At 74.1% G+C, this 14,272-nt stretch carries 13 protein-coding genes; 6 read left to right on the top strand and 7 right to left on the bottom strand.

What is annotated here, in order from left to right; genetic code table 11:
- Positions 1-136 precede the first annotated feature (136 nt).
- The gene (locus O4J56_RS30270; protein WP_270690541.1) at positions 137-631 is read left to right on the top strand and encodes a tetratricopeptide repeat protein; all 495 of its coding nucleotides are present in this window, start codon (positions 137-139) and stop codon (positions 629-631) included.
- 75 nt (positions 632-706) lie between these two features.
- Here the strand turns inward: O4J56_RS30270 and O4J56_RS30265 are convergent, their stop codons facing one another.
- The 3 genes from O4J56_RS30265 to O4J56_RS30255 are packed head-to-tail and all read right to left on the bottom strand — an operon-like array spanning position 707 to position 2,598.
- Positions 707-1,486, bottom strand: a complete 780-nt coding sequence (locus O4J56_RS30265; RefSeq protein WP_408639197.1) for an aminotransferase class IV — start codon at positions 1,484-1,486, stop codon at positions 707-709.
- A 22-nt stretch (positions 1,487-1,508) separates the two neighbouring features.
- Positions 1,509-2,132 (bottom strand): cysteine hydrolase, encoded by a 624-nt coding sequence (locus O4J56_RS30260; RefSeq protein WP_270690538.1) that lies wholly within the window; start codon positions 2,130-2,132, stop codon positions 1,509-1,511.
- A gap of 55 nt (positions 2,133-2,187) precedes the next feature.
- Entirely contained in the window at positions 2,188-2,598 is a 411-nt protein-coding gene (locus tag O4J56_RS30255; protein WP_408639196.1) for a cupin domain-containing protein, read from the bottom strand.
- A 108-nt stretch (positions 2,599-2,706) separates the two neighbouring features.
- Between O4J56_RS30255 and recD2 the strand changes: the two genes are divergently transcribed.
- Complete coding sequence (gene recD2 / locus O4J56_RS30250) at positions 2,707-4,953, top strand: SF1B family DNA helicase RecD2 (RefSeq protein WP_270690537.1); 2,247 nt, start codon at positions 2,707-2,709, stop codon at positions 4,951-4,953.
- 584 nt (positions 4,954-5,537) lie between these two features.
- Here the strand turns inward: recD2 and O4J56_RS30245 are convergent.
- On the bottom strand, positions 5,538-5,861 hold the full coding sequence (locus tag O4J56_RS30245) for a hypothetical protein (RefSeq protein ID WP_270690535.1): 324 nt from the start codon (positions 5,859-5,861) through the stop codon (positions 5,538-5,540).
- A 145-nt stretch (positions 5,862-6,006) separates the two neighbouring features.
- Between O4J56_RS30245 and O4J56_RS30240 the strand changes: the two genes are divergently transcribed.
- Positions 6,007-6,468, top strand: a complete 462-nt coding sequence (locus O4J56_RS30240; RefSeq protein WP_270690533.1) for a (deoxy)nucleoside triphosphate pyrophosphohydrolase — start codon at positions 6,007-6,009, stop codon at positions 6,466-6,468.
- Between the two features lie 79 nt (positions 6,469-6,547).
- Here O4J56_RS30240 and O4J56_RS30235 read toward each other — a convergent pair whose 3' ends face one another.
- Positions 6,548-7,582, bottom strand: coding sequence for an iron-siderophore ABC transporter substrate-binding protein (locus O4J56_RS30235; protein ID WP_270690532.1), 1,035 nt, complete (start codon positions 7,580-7,582; stop codon positions 6,548-6,550).
- Between the two features lie 252 nt (positions 7,583-7,834).
- On the opposite strand from O4J56_RS30235, the gene typA reads away from it, so the two are divergent.
- Positions 7,835-9,721: a translational GTPase TypA gene (gene typA / locus O4J56_RS30230; protein ID WP_270690530.1), complete on the top strand. Its 1,887-nt coding sequence runs from the start codon at positions 7,835-7,837 to the stop codon at positions 9,719-9,721.
- A gap of 133 nt (positions 9,722-9,854) precedes the next feature.
- Here typA and O4J56_RS30225 read toward each other — a convergent pair whose 3' ends face one another.
- Positions 9,855-10,379 carry a nitroreductase family deazaflavin-dependent oxidoreductase gene (locus O4J56_RS30225; protein ID WP_270690528.1) on the bottom strand — a complete coding sequence of 175 codons (525 nt, stop codon included), beginning with the start codon at positions 10,377-10,379 and terminating at the stop codon, positions 9,855-9,857.
- Between the two features lie 251 nt (positions 10,380-10,630).
- On the opposite strand from O4J56_RS30225, the gene O4J56_RS30220 reads away from it, so the two are divergent.
- A complete protein-coding gene (locus tag O4J56_RS30220; RefSeq protein ID WP_270690527.1) occupies positions 10,631-11,818 on the top strand; it encodes an FAD-dependent monooxygenase in 1,188 nt (395 codons plus the stop codon).
- 15 nt (positions 11,819-11,833) lie between these two features.
- On the opposite strand, the gene O4J56_RS30215 is transcribed toward O4J56_RS30220, so the two are convergent.
- Positions 11,834-12,466 carry a TetR/AcrR family transcriptional regulator gene (locus O4J56_RS30215; protein WP_270690526.1) on the bottom strand — a complete coding sequence of 211 codons (633 nt, stop codon included), beginning with the start codon at positions 12,464-12,466 and terminating at the stop codon, positions 11,834-11,836.
- Between the two features lie 65 nt (positions 12,467-12,531).
- Between O4J56_RS30215 and O4J56_RS30210 the strand changes: the two genes are divergently transcribed.
- Positions 12,532-13,746, top strand: coding sequence for an FAD-dependent monooxygenase (locus O4J56_RS30210; protein ID WP_270690525.1), 1,215 nt, complete (start codon positions 12,532-12,534; stop codon positions 13,744-13,746).
- The last annotated feature ends 526 nt before the right edge of the window (positions 13,747-14,272 follow it).

The raw sequence follows: 14,272 nt of genomic DNA, 5'->3' as shown, positions 1-14,272 counted from the left end.
GGGGCCCTTGAGCGGGGTACCTGCCCAGCCGTCCGCCCAGAGCCTGAGGGGCCTGTCGCCCGGCAGGCAGGGTTGGGGGAACCGTTGACCTCTGGCCGCCGCGGCGGATGCGGCCGGGTTCCACGGCGGCGGGCGAGTGGTGGCGGAGGGCGGCGGGACGGCCGCCGTCCGGGAGCTGCTGCTGCGCGGCAAGGCGCGGGGGATCCGCACCTCGCCGACCATCGTCGTCGGCGGCCGGGCCCTGGCGGGCGCGCAGCCCGCCGAGGAGATCGCCGCGTTCCTGCGGCAGGCGCCGGGGGAGGGGCGGCGCCTGCCCGAGGAGGTGGAGCGCTACCGCCTCGCGGAGTCCCTGCTCTCAGCGCGCGACCCGCTCGGTGCCCTGGAACTGCTGGCGCCCGTCCTGGACGCCCACCCCGACGATCGGGGCGCGCGGTTCCTGGCGGCGCGGGCCTACTACGCCTCGGCCCAGCTCGGCCGGGCGGAGAAGGAGCTGCGGAGCATGGCGGCCGAGGACCCGGCGGACGCCTACGTCCAGCTCATGCTCGGCCGCACCCTCCAGCGCCAGGGGCGGGACGCCGAAGCCGGGCCCCACATGCGGATCGCGGGGAGCATGGAGCCCGAGTACGCCTGATACGGCAACGACGGGTTCAGGAGCGGCTTTCACACAAGGTCGCGGGGCTGCTGAGGGAGACCTGTCGTTGCAGTGCTAGACGGCCTCCCCGGGGACGGCCTCGTACGCCTGGCGGAGGTGGTCGACCAGGGGCAGGCGGTCGGTGAACGTGTGGGCGCCGATCGCCGAGACGGGGCGCACGCCCACGGCGGCGTTGGTGATGAAGGCGCCGTCCATCTCCGGAACCGCCTCCAAGGGGACCGGGACCGTGCGGTGGACGGCGCCCCCGGCCCCGTCGAGCAGGCGCATCGTGGTGCCCTGGAGGACGTCGCCCTCCGGCCACAGCACCTCGCCGCCTCGCGCGAAGCCGATGTTCCACGTCGCGCCCTCGGTGATACGGCCGGCGCGGTCGACGAACAGCACGTCGTCATGGCCGCCCAGCTGTGCGGCACGCCGCGCGTGCAGGGCCCCGGCCAGCGACGACGTCTTCACCGCCGGAAGCTCGCGTTCGTGTTCGCGGGTGTCCAGCGACAGCGGTGGCGCCGGGACCCCGGGCGCCGCGCGCGTGGACACGAGCAGCCGCGGACGCCCCAGGCGTGCGGGGACCCCCAGCTCCAGGGCCGGGTCGAAGACGGTCACCCGCACGACCACGGGCCCGTCCGCGCCGTCGGCGGCCTCCCGGACCCGGCGCCGGACCTCGTCCCGGTCGAGGGAGGCGCCCAACAGGGCCGCGCAGTCCGCCTCCAGGCGGTCCAGATGCAGCGACAGCCCCCGGACGCGCGCCCCCTCCACGCGCATCGTGGTGAAGTGCCCGTAGCCGTACAGCGCGAGCGTGGCCAGCTCCTCGGCCGTCGCCGGCCGACCGTCCAGCAGCATCATGGGGGCATCCTCGCACTCCTCAGGCGGGGGCGAGGCGTTCCAGGGCCTGGGCGGCGGAGAGCCGCCCCGCCGTGGTGAGGTCCATGTTGCCCAGCGAGACCTCGTGCACCGCCGGGTCGGCGGCGGCCACGCAGTCGGCCACCACGTGCACGGTGAAGCCGAGGTCGGTGGCGCTGCGCGCGGTCTGCTCCACGGTGAGGTTGGTGGCCACCCCGGTGATCAGCAGGGTGTCGACGCTGTGCGCGCGCAGCCGGTCGGGCAGGTCGGTGGCGGCCAGACCCGACAGGCGCTGGTTGTCGGAGACCTCGTCGCGGTCGCCGAGCGCGGCCATCTCCGGGATGAGCGCGGTGCCGGGCGCGTCGGGCCGGAACGACTCCTGGGCGTCGGCGACCGCGGACATGAACGCGGTGTTGCGCACGAGCGCGCCCTCGCCCTCCGGAACGGTGAAGCGGGTGAAGACGATGGGGACGCCCGCCGCGCGCGCGTCGTCGTGGAAGCGCACCGCGCGGTCGACGACTCCGGAGGCACGGACCGGTTCGGCCAGCATCCCGCCGAAGAAGCCCTCCGGCTTGATGACGTTGACCTGCCAGTGGAGCGCGAGAACGGCGGTGCGGGCCGGGAGAATGAGGGGTACGTCAGTCATGCACCGGATACTGCCACGAGCGCGGGAAACGCCCTAATGCGCGACGGCGCACCCCCTAACTCCCGACGGCGTACCCCGGAATGGACGGCCAGCGCACCGTCATGACCACCGACTCCTCCTCGGCGATCCAGGAGTGGTCCGTGCCCGGACCCCACACGACGTAGTCGCCCTGCTCGGCCAGGACCACGTCGCCGTCGGGGAACTTGAGCCGGAACCGCCCGCTGATCAGCACGAGGAGCGCGGTGCGCTTCTCCCCGACCGCCCACTCGGCCCGCTCGTCGCCGGGCGGGTGGGTGCCCCACTTGATCTCTACGTCGGTGCTGTGCCGCGGGTCGTCCTCGGGCTTGAAGTGCCCGAGCAGCCAGCCGCGGTCCATGGGCGCGTCCGCGCCGGCGTTGCCCACGTGGACCCCGTCGGGCGCGGGACGGCCGCCGGGCGCGGGACGGTCTGAAGCGTTCTCGATCACGGACGACGAGGGTAGCCGCAGGGGCCTGTGGACGGCGCACCGCCGCCTCCCCGCCTGTCGTGCGGGGGCGGCATGATGGGGAGGGGAACCGAGTCAGTGGAGGGGCCCGTGGGCGGTGCGAGGGGTGCGCAGGGCGGCCAGGGGTACCGGCCGGCCGAACTGGAGGGCGTCCTCGAACGCGTGACCTTCGCCAACGAGGAGACCGGCTACACCGTCGCCAAGGTCGACACCGGCCGCGGCGCGAACGACCTGACCACCGTGGTCGGCGCGCTGCTGGGCGCCCAGGTGGGCGAGTCGCTGCGGATGCGCGGGCGGTGGGGCTCCCACCCGCAGTACGGCCGCCAGTTCAGCGTCGAGGACTACACCACGGTGCTGCCCGCGACCGTCCAGGGCGTGCGGCGCTACCTGGGCTCCGGGCTGATCAAGGGGATCGGGCCGCGCCTGGCCGAGAAGATCGTCGACCACTTCGGCGCCGGGGCCCTGGAGGTCATCGAGAACGAGCCCGAGCGCCTCATCGAGGTGCCAAAGCTCGGCCCCAAGCGCACCAGGCGCATCACCGAGGCCTGGGAGGAGCAGAAGGCCATCAAGGAGGTCATGGTCTTCCTCCAGGGCATCGAGGTCTCCACCTCGCTGGCGGTGCGCATCTACAAGAAGTACGGCGACGCCTCCATCGGGGTGGTGCGCGGCGAGCCCTACCGGCTGGCCACCGACGTGTGGGGCATCGGCTTCAAGACCGCCGACACCATCGCCCAGGCGGTGGGCATCCCGCACGACAGCCCCGACCGGGTCAAGGCCGGGATCCAGTTCACCCTGTCCGAATCGACCTCGGAGGGCCACTGCTACCTGCCCGAGGAGCGGCTGATCGCCGACGCCGTCAAGATCCTCCAGGTCGACCCGGGACTGGTCATCGAGTGCCTCGGAGAGCTCGTGGCCGAGGAGGGGGTGCTCACCGAGAAGGTGCCCGGCCCGGAGGGCGGGCCCGTCACCGCCGTGTACCTGGTGCCGTTCCAGCGGGCCGAGGCCTCGCTCGCCGGGCAGCTCCGCACGCTGCTGGAGCACCCGGCCGACCGCATGCCCGCCTTCGCCGGCGTCGACTGGGACGCGGCGCTGGGCTGGCTGCGCCGCCGCACCGGCGCCGAGCTCGCCCCCGAGCAGGAGGAGGCGGTCAAACTCGCCCTCACCCGCAAGGCCGCCGTGCTCACCGGCGGCCCCGGCTGCGGCAAGTCCTTCACCGTCGCCTCGGTCATCACGCTGGCCGCGGCCAAGGGCGCCAAGATCGTGCTGGCGGCGCCCACCGGCCGCGCGGCCAAGCGGATGACCGAGCTGACCGGGCACGAGGCCTCCACCGTGCACCGGCTGCTGGAGCTCAAGCCCGGCGGCGACGCCGCCTACGACCGGGACAACCCGCTCGACTGCGACCTGCTGGTGGTCGACGAGGCCTCCATGCTCGACCTGCTGCTGGCCAACAAGCTGGCCAAGGCGGTCCCGCCCGGCGGCCACCTGCTGCTGGTCGGCGACGTCGACCAGCTGCCCTCGGTCGGTGCCGGCCAGGTCCTGCGCGACCTGCTGGAGGAGGGCTCGCCCGTGCCGGCGGTGCGGCTGACCCGGGTGTTCCGGCAGGCGCAGCAGTCGGGGGTGGTCACCAACGCGCACCGGGTCAACGCCGGGGAGCCGCCGCTGCTGCAGGGCATGGACGACTTCTTCCTGTTCCCCTGCGACGACGCAGAGGAGACCGCCGAACTCACCGTGGACGTGGTCGCCCGCCGCATCCCGCGCCGCTTCGGGCTGGACCCGCGGCGGGACGTGCAGGTGCTCGCGCCGATGCACCGCGGCCCGGCGGGCGCGGGCAACCTCAACACGCTTCTGCAGAACGCGCTGACGCCGCCGCGCGAGGGGCTGGCCGAGCGCCGGTTCGGCGGCCGGGTCTTCCGGGTGGGCGACAAGGTCACCCAGGTCCGCAACAACTACGACAAGGGCGCCAACGGGGTCTTCAACGGGACGCTCGGCCAGGTGACCGGCATCGACAGCGTCGAGCAGCGGGTGAGCGTGCGCACCGACGAGGACGAGGACGTCGGCTACGACTTCGCCGAGCTGGACGAGCTGGCGCACGCCTACGCGATGACCGTGCACCGCTCCCAGGGCAGCGAGTACCCGGCCGTGGTGGTGCCGGTGACCACGAGCGCGTGGATGATGCTGCAGCGCAACCTGCTCTACACCGCCATCACCCGGGCCAAGCGGCTGGTGGTGCTGGTGGGGTCGCGGCGGGCGGTGGCCCGCGCGGTGCGCTCGGCGGCGGCCGGGCGGCGGTTCACCGGGCTGGCGCACCGGCTGCGCACGGAGAATTCCGCCGGATAACGGGGCCTACGGGAGGATTGTCGTCGAATGGCACCCGTGTTCGGTTTCAACATCGCGCATTATCGGGCTGCCGGTAAATCCGGGGAAATTTCGTCCTTGTCGACAACAGAACCGACCGGTAGTTTTCCCTACGGTGGAGCCGGTGGCCCGGCGGGCAGGATCCCCTCTCCGACCCGTCGCACTCCTCCACCCGGGACCGTGCCCGAACCCCCTCCCGGGCGCGGTCCCGCCCGCGTTTTCCGCGTTTGGGCCCCAAGACGGCCCAGGGCTGAATAGGCTCCCCTTATGAGGCCGAAACCGGCGGCGCGGACGCCACCCCTCTCGTGCGGACGGCCGGGCGCGCCACGGCCTCGGACCATTCGGGGCGTGCCCGCTGCGCCGACTCTCCTCCCCGCCCCGGCGGGGGGCCGAGGCAACGCCGACCCCAATGGACGCTGACGCTCTTTCCACTCCCCCCGGAGAGCGTCGGCCCCCCTCGGGCGCCGGCACCCGCCGGCGCCCGAGGGCCTAGGGCTCGACCACGGCCCGACGGGCGCTCGCACGGGGCCCGTCCAGGGCCTGTCCAGGGCTCGTCCGGGACCCGTCTAGGGCTCGCCGTCCCGGGTGCGGTGCAGGAGCACCTTCCCGCAGGTCACCGCCAGCCCGGAGGCCTCGCCGCCGAAGGAGAAGTCCAGCCGCATGGAGTCCTCATCGTGGTCGGACCCCACGTCGGCCACCTCGGCCCCCGGCCACGGGGCGGCCCCCTCGTCGAAGAAGCTGAAGTCGGTGACGCCCTCCAGCACCAGGGTGTAGGTGAGGGCGGGGACGGCCCCCGCGGGCGAGCGCAGGGAGAGCGTCACGCTGTGGCCCGGAACGTCCACCCAGGTCCCTTCGAGCGAACAGCCCTTGAGGGCGTTGAGAGCCGACATGCGCACTCCTTCGGTCGCGTCAGGCGCGTCGCCGTCACACCGGGGCCCGTGCCTTACGCGTGCCCCGAACCCTTCGATCCCACACGGCGGCGGCCGGTTCCGGGCGCCCGCTCCGGACGCGCACCCGGCCCCCGCTGGAGTAGCGTTGTCGACCGTGACTCGGACACAGGACGGCGGCCCAGCCGCGACCCAGATCGTCGTCGGCGCCGCGATCATCCGCGGCGGCATGCTGCTCGGTGCCCAGCGCGCGGCCCCCGCGAAGCTGCGCGGCCGGTGGGAGCTGCCCGGGGGCAAGGTCGACCCGGGCGAGGCCGCGACCGACGCGCTGGTGCGCGAATGCCGTGAGGAGCTGGGCGTGGAGATCGCGCTGGGCGAGCGGCTCGGCGGCGACGTCGCGATGCCGGTGCGGCCGGAGGGGCCCAGGGCCGTGCTGCGGGTGTGGGCGGCCCGGATCGTCGAGGGGGAGCCGCGGGCCCTTGAGCACCTGGCGCTGCGGTGGCTCGGCCCCGGGGAGCTGGACGAGGTGGACTGGCTCCCCGCCGACCTTCCGTTCCTCGGGGAGGTCCGACCGCTCCTGGAGCGCGACGGCGCCGCACCCCTGGCCTGACCCGGGGCCTGACCAGGGGGTCCGCCCCGGCCCCTGCCCCGGAGCCCGGCCCATTGCCTGACCGGGGCCGGGCGACCGGCTAGGCCTTCCCCTCGACCGCCTTGGACAGGTCCTCGGTGACGCCGTCCATGACCCAGGGGATGCTGAGCGGGTTGGGCGAGGAGATGGCCATCGACTCCGCGTGGTCCTCATAGCCGACGAACCCGCCGTCCTTGACGGCCCTGACGCGTCCGAAGACGCCGCTGTCCTCAAGGGTCTCGCGGTCCTCGGGGGTGTTGAACCACATCACCAGCACGTCGGCGTCGATGTCCTCGGCGTTCTCCTGGCTGATGGTGCCGTAGAAGGCGTCCTTCTCGGCGTCGATGTCCTCCAGGAACGGGGCCGGGGTGAGGCCGAGCTGCTCCAGCAGGGCGTTGCGCGGGTCGCCGTTGATGTAGAAGCCGAGCTCGCCGGTGTCGGGCATCAGGGTGCCCGCGGCGAAGGTGGCGCCCTCGAACTCCGGGTGCTCCTCGACCAGGCCGTCCAGGTAGGACTCGGTGTCGGCGACCACCTTGTCGGCGTCGTCGGGCCTGCCCACGGCCTCGCCGATCGTGCGCACCTCGTCCTGCCAGGGCGTCATCCACGGCTGGTCGAGGTAGGGGACGGTCGGGGCGACGCCGGAGAGCTGCTCGTACTCGTCCTTCTCCATCCCCGACTGCACGCCCAGGATGAGGTCGGGCTCCAGAGCCGCGATCTCCTCGACGGGCAGGCCGTCGTCGGTGTTGATCAGCTCGGGCTTCTCCCCGCCCAGCTCCTCGATCTTCTCCAGGTCCCAGGGCAGGTACCCGTCCTCGTCCCCGGCGTAGGTGGAGGCGGCCATGCCGACCGGGACGATGCCCATCTCCAGCAGGGCGGCCTCGTCGGACCAGCCGACGGTGACGATGCGCTCGGGTTCGGCGCCGATCTCGGTGGAGCCGAAGGCGTGGTCGACGGTGACCGTCTTCCAGTCGCCGCCGCCCTCGGCCTGCGGGTCGGCGGTTCCGGAGGTGCAGGCGGTGGCGGCGAGCGCGGTCGCCGAGGCGAGCGCGGCGGCGCGGGCGGTCAGCCCGGCGCGGCGGGACGGGGTGGCGGACATGCAGGATCCCTCGTCGTTCTCGGGTGCGGCCCCGGGGGCGGGACGCGGCGGACGGAGGCGCGCCCGGACCGGCACGCCTTGGTTAGGCGCGCCTATCCTAAGTCCGAAATATGGAGGGTTGTCCAGTGGGGGGTGTCCGAGAGCACCCCGCCGACCTGCCCGTTTCCCGTGGTAACCGGCGCAAGCGCCTAAACTGGATTCCGGCCGCGGGTGTCGCGGTTGTACCCAGTGAATGAGAACGAGACTTTTCGCATGTCCAGCGCTACTACCGCTGAGGGCTCCGCACGCCGCACCGACCTCCGCAACGTCGCCATCGTCGCCCACGTCGACCACGGCAAGACCACGCTCGTCGACGCCATGCTGTGGCAGTCGGGGGCCTTCCGCGCCAACCAGGACGTCGATGAGCGCGTCATGGACTCCAACGACCTGGAGCGCGAGAAGGGCATCACCATCCTCGCGAAGAACACGGCGGTGCACTACACCACGCCCGAGGGCGAGGACGTGGTCATCAACATCATCGACACCCCCGGCCACGCCGACTTCGGCGGCGAGGTCGAGCGGGGGCTGTCCATGGTCGACGGGGTCGTCCTGCTGGTCGACGCCAGCGAGGGCCCACTGCCCCAGACCCGCTTCGTGCTCCGCAAGGCGCTGGAGGCCAAGCTCCCGGTCATCCTGTGCATCAACAAGGTGGACCGGCCCGACAGCCGCATCGCCGAGGTCGTGGACGACGTCTACGAGCTCTTCATCGACCTGGGCGCCGACGAGTCCCAGATCGAGTTCCCGATCGTCTACGCCTGCGCGCGCGACGGCAAGGCCTCGCTCGAGCGCCCCGAGAACGGCGGTGTGCCCGACAACGACGACCTCACCCCGTTCTTCCGCACCCTGCTGGACAACGTCCCGGCGCCCGAGTACGCCCCGGGCGCGCCGCTGCAGGCGCACGTGACCAACCTGGACGCCTCGCCGTTCCTGGGCCGCCTGGCGCTGTGCCGGGTGCGCCAGGGCGAGATCCGCAAGGGCCAGCAGGTGGCCTGGATCCGCGCCGACGGCTCGGTCCAGCAGGTCAAGGTCACCGAGCTGCTGATGACCGAGGCGCTGGAGCGCAAGCCCGCCGAGCAGGCGGGCCCCGGCGACATCATCGCCATCGCGGGCATCCCCGACATCATGATCGGCGAGACGCTGGCCGACCCGGAGGACCCGCGGCCGCTGCCGCTGATCACCGTGGACGAGCCGGCCATCTCGATGACCATCGGCACCAACACCTCGCCGCTGGTCGGCAAGGTCAAGGGCGGCAAGGTCACCGCGCGCCTGGTCAAGGACCGCCTCGACCGCGAGCTGGTCGGCAACGTCAGCCTGCGGGTGCTGCCCACCGACCGCCCCGACGCCTGGGAGGTGCAGGGCCGCGGCGAGCTGGCGCTGGCCATCCTGGTCGAGCAGATGCGCCGGGAGGGCTACGAGCTGACCGTCGGCAAGCCGCAGGTGGTCACCCGCGAGATCGACGGCAAGCTGCACGAGCCGGTCGAGCGCCTGACCGTCGACGCGCCCGAGGACTACATGGGCGCCATCACCCAGCTGCTCAACGTGCGCAAGGGCCGTATGGAGCAGATGACCAACCACGGCACCGGCTGGGTGCGGATGGACTGGCTGGTCCCCTCGCGCGGGCTCATCGGGTTCCGGACCGAGTTCCTCACCGAGACCCGCGGCACCGGCATCGCGCACCACGTCTTCGAGGGCTTCGAGCCCTGGGCGGGCGAGCTGCGCACGCGGGCCAACGGGTCGCTGGTGGCGGACCGGTCCGGGCAGGCCGTCGCCTTCGCCATGTTCAACCTGCAGGAGCGCGGCGTGCTGTTCGTCGAGCCGGGCACCGAGGTGTACGAGGGCATGATCGTCGGTGAGAACTCGCGCATGGACGACATGGACGTCAACATCACCAAGGAGAAGAAGCTCACCAACATGCGCTCGGCCACCGGCGACGAGCTGGTGCGCCTGGTCCCGCCGCGGAAGCTGTCGCTGGAGCAGGCGCTGGAGTTCTGCCGCGAGGACGAGTGCGTGGAGGTCACGCCCGACGCCGTGCGCATCCGCAAGGTCGTGCTCGACCAGAAGGAGCGCGGGCGCATCGCGGCGCACAAGAAGCGCGGCTGATCGCGTCTGACCGCGTCTGACCGCCCGCGCGGATGGGCGGGTGTGCTCCGCGTTGATCTCGGGAGGAATGACGCTACCGGCCCGCTTTCAGGGGCACTTTTCCCGAGATCAACGACGCGGGGGCCGCTGAGGGTCAGGGGTCGCGCGGGACCAGGCGGAACACGCGCGGCTCCCGGCCCGAGCGGGAGGCGTAGGACTCGTAGGGCCACATCTCGTTGAGGCGGGCCCAGGCCGCTTCCCGCTCCTCGCCGGTGATCAGCACGCCCCGGACCGGGATGTCGGTGCCCCGGTAGTTGGCCACCGCATCCGGGTGCGCGAGCAGGTTCCCCGTCCAGGCGGGGTGCTTTTCGCGCCCGAAGTTGCTGCCGACCACCAGGAAGGTGCGCGGGGTGCGCTCCCGTTCGGGCAGGCACGCCACGGGGGCGCTGCGCGGCGCGCCGCTGCGCTGCCCGGTGGTGGTCAGCATGAGGCTGGGCACGGCCCAGCGCGCGATCTGCACGCGGCCGCCGGTGAGCCGGTGCAGCAGGCGGTCCAGGCGCGGCAGCACGGGCGGGGCCAGGCGGGCGAACACCGGTGAGGCGGCCGCCCTGCGCGCCGTGCGCAGCAGCGCGGCGCGCACGGGGCCGGCGGGGCGGCGCGGCGGTGGGTTCGGGGGCACGGTCGCGGGTCCCTTCTGCAGGGGGCGTGCGCGCCTTCCAACCTAGCGCCCGCTTGGCATGGCGGGAAGGCCCCGTCCCCCGGCGCGGCGGGGGCGCCGGACACTTCCACCCGGAAGTCCAGGTTGGGCCAGAGGCCATGAATCCTCGGCAACGCGTGGCATTCGCGGACCGCCGACTCTAGCCTGAGGGGGCAGGGCCCCCGTGCCTCCGGGTGTGTGGGCCCCCGACCAGGGTCCGGAGGAACCAGTCCATGGCACAACCGCACGCCGTCGTGGTCGGGGCGGGCGTCGGCGGCCTCGCCGCCGCCGCTGCGCTGGCCCGCACCGGGTGCGCGGTGACCGTGTTCGAGAAGGCGCCGGTGCTGGACCCGGTCGCCGCCGGGCTCGCGCTGGCGCCCAACGCGCTGCGCGCCCTGGACGCCCTGGACGCCGGCGAGGAGGTGCGCAAGCGCTCCGCGCCGCACGGCATCGCCGCCATCCGGAGCCGGAACGGCCGGTGGCTGCTGCGCACCGGGCCGCACGAGACGCAGGTGCGCTACGGCGACGCGGTCTCGGTGCTGCGCTACGCCGACCTGGTGGACGTGCTGCTGCAGCGCCTGCCGCCCGGGGCGCTGCGCACGGGGTCGGCCGTGACCGCGGTGGAGCCGGGCACCACGCGGCAGCCCGCCCGGGTCGCCACCGAGACCGGGGACGTCGCCGCCGACCTGGTCGTGCTGGCCGACGGGGCGCGCTCGGCGCTGCGCGGCGAGCTGTTCCTGGAGCACCCCGGCGCCGTCTACGCCGGGTTCGCCTGCTGGCGCGCGGTGGTGCCGTGGCGCCCGGAGGACCCGCTGGACTTCGGGGAGACCTGGGGCAGGGGCGGCACCGCCGGGGTCCTCCCGCTCAGCGGGGACGAGGTGTACTGCTACGTCACCGGGAACGTGCCCGCGGGGGAGAGGGCCGCCGACGAGCGGGCCGAGGCGGTCTCCCGGGTGGAGGACTGGCACGAGCCGCTGGCCGACCTGTTCGCGGCGGCCCGTCCCGAGGCGGTGGTGCGCAGCGACGTCTGGCACGTGGACACCCCGCTGCCCGCCTACCACAAGGGGCGGGTGGCGCTGGTGGGGGACACCGCGCACGCGATGACGCCGAACCTGGCGCAGGGCGCGTGCCAGGCGATCGAGGACGCGGTGGTGCTGGCGCACCACGCCAGCGGGTCGATGGCCTACGTGCCGACGGCGGTGCAGTCGTACACGGCGTCGCGCCTGCCACGGACGGCGGCCCTGGTGCAGAGGTCGGCCCAGTTGGCGGAGGCGGTGCAGAACGACTCCCCGGTGCTGACGGGGTTGCGGGACACCGCCGCCGGACTGGTGGGCAAGGTGGCGCCGTGGCAGCTGGCGCGGTACACGCGTCCGGTGGACGACTGGCGCCCTCCGGGGGAGCCGCGCACCGCCGATCGCTGAGGGGCCGACGCGTGCTCAGCGCCCGCTGGGCCGTTCCGCCCCTCGCGCACCGAAGAGGGTCCCCACCAGGTCCTCCGCGTCTGCGTAGAGCTCGTCGTATCCCGGGGGAGAGGCCGCGCCCGACCCGGCGAGGGAGTCGAACGCGATGCCGTCGCACCAGGCGATGAACGAGCGTGCGTGCCGTGCGGGGTCCTGTGAACCCACGGCGCGCAGGACGTCCTCGGCCAGCGCGCGGTACCGCGCCCCGAGTCCGTCGTAGACCCGGCGCAGTTCCGGCCGCCTCGTCGCCTCAAGGGCCAGTTCGAAGCGGGCGAGGGTGCGCTCGGCGGCCTCGGTGATGGTGAAGTGCGCGAACCCCGCGAACAGGTGCGCGACCGACGCGGCGTCCGGCGGGGGAGCCGCATCCGGCCTGAGGCCAGGGCCCATGGCGCTGAGCACCTCGTCCTCCTCGGCGGCCATGCGCTCCACCGCCACCTGCAGCAGGCGCGCGCGGGTGCGGGCGTAGTACGAGGTCGACCCGGGGGGGAGGCCGGCCTCCCGGTCCACCGCTCGGTGTGTGAGCCCGCGCAGGCCCTCCCGGGCGATGAGGGCGACCGCCGCCCGCCCGATGACCGCGTCGCGCGGCCGTTCCGTTCCGTTTCCGGCCACCGGTCCCCCTTCTGGTCCACTACGGATGTAGAGTACCGTCACTACAGGTGTAGAGGGAGGCGGTCATGGGCGGACGGACGGCGATCGTGGCGGGCGCGGGCATCGGCGGGCTGGCGGCGGGGTGCGCCCTGGCCCGACGCGGCTGGCGGGTCCGGGTCCTGGAGCGGGCCGAGGAGATCCGGCCGGTCGGCGCGGGCCTGGGGGTGGCGCCGAACGCGCTGCGCGCCCTGGACGTCCTGGGGCTGGGGGACCCGGCGCGGACCCGGGCGCTGCGGGGCGGGGGCGGCATCCGGGCGGCGTCGGGCCGGTGGCTGATGCGCACCGACCAGGACGCGGTGCGCCGGCGCTTCGGTGACGAGCTGGTGGTGCTGCGCCGCTCCGACCTGGTCGGACTCCTCGCCGGGGCGCTCCCGGAGTCGGCGCTGCGGACCGGCGCGCGGGTCGTCTCGGTAGCCCCGGGTCGTGCCGGACGCCTCGCGCAGGTGAAGGTCGAGGGGGTGGACGGAGGAGGGAGCGAGGTCCTGGAGGCCGACCTGGTGGTGGCGGCCGACGGCATCGACTCGGCGGTCCGGCGGGAGCTGTTCCCCCGCCATCCGGGGCCGGTCCACTCGGGCGCCACGTGCTGGCGGCTGCTGACCCGGCCGGAACCCCCGGTCGGCGAGGCCGCCGAGATCTGGGGGCGGGGGCACTGCGCGGGGATCATGCCCTTGAGGGACGGGTCCGTCTACGCCTACCTGGTCGCCCCGGCCCCCGAGGGCGGCAGGGCGGAGGGCGGCGAGAGGCGGGCGCTGCTGGAGGCCTTCGGCGACTGGTGCGATCCGGTCCCCAGGGTCATCGAGTCCGCCCCGGAGGAGGCGCTCATCCGGGGCGACCTGCGGTGGCTGGCCACCCCGCTGCCCGAGTACCACCGGGGCCGCGTCGCGCTGCTCGGGGACGCCGCCCACGCCATGCTCCCGTACCTGGGGCAGGGGGCGTGCCAGGCGATCGAGGACGCGGTGGAGCTGGCACACGCGGTGGGGCCGGGGGGTTCCGAGGGGGCGGGGGGTTCCGAGGCGTCGGTGAACGTGCCCGACGCCCTCGCCGCCTACTCGGCATCGCGCGCTCCGAGGGCGAATGCGGTGGCCGCGGCATCGGCGCGGGCGGAGAGGGTGACGCGGATGCGCTCCCGAGCGGGGGCGGCGGTGCGTGACGCGGGCCTGGCGGCGGCCTCGCGGATCACCCCGGCGGTGTTCATGCGCCAGTTCGAGCGCACCTTCGGATGGGAACCCCCGAAGGACTGACCCCCGCACCACGTGCACGAAGCGCCGGGCGGAGCGACGACGAAGGTCGGCGGCCGTGCCGGTAGCGCTGTCGGGTGCCGGGCGTGTGAGTGGTCACCGTGGAGGGCGGCGACGGCGAGAGCGGGGCGGTTCCCGGGCGCTTCCTGCCGTCTGTCCGGCTTCTCACGGTCCAGGCGGTCGGGCGGCTGAGTAGGTACCCCGCTTCAGGGCCCCGGCCGGGCGCCGGGCTGACAGGGCGTGGGGCGGTGAGCGGCGACGAGGAGAGGCCGGCGGCCCGCGTCGCAGCGCTGTCGGGTGCGGCGCGTGTGCGTGGTCGCCGTGCGGCGGCGACGGCGAGAGCCGGGCGGTTCCCGGGCCCTGCCTGCCGGGCGGTGGGCCGCTCGCGGCCCGGGTGCTTGGGCGGCTGAGCAGGTACCCCACTCAAGGGCCCCGGCCGGGTGGCGGGCCGACAGGGCGTGGGGCGGAGAGCGGCGACGAGGAGAGGCCGGCGGCCCGCGTCGCAGCGCTGTCGGGTGCGGCGCGTGTG

Origin of the sequence: Nocardiopsis endophytica (assembly GCF_027706725.1) — a bacterium.
GTDB classification, from domain to species: domain Bacteria; phylum Actinomycetota; class Actinomycetes; order Streptosporangiales; family Streptosporangiaceae; genus Nocardiopsis_A; species Nocardiopsis_A endophytica.
The sequence above is the reverse complement of the archived record's forward strand: the minus strand, read 5'-3'. Positions and strand labels throughout refer to the sequence as shown.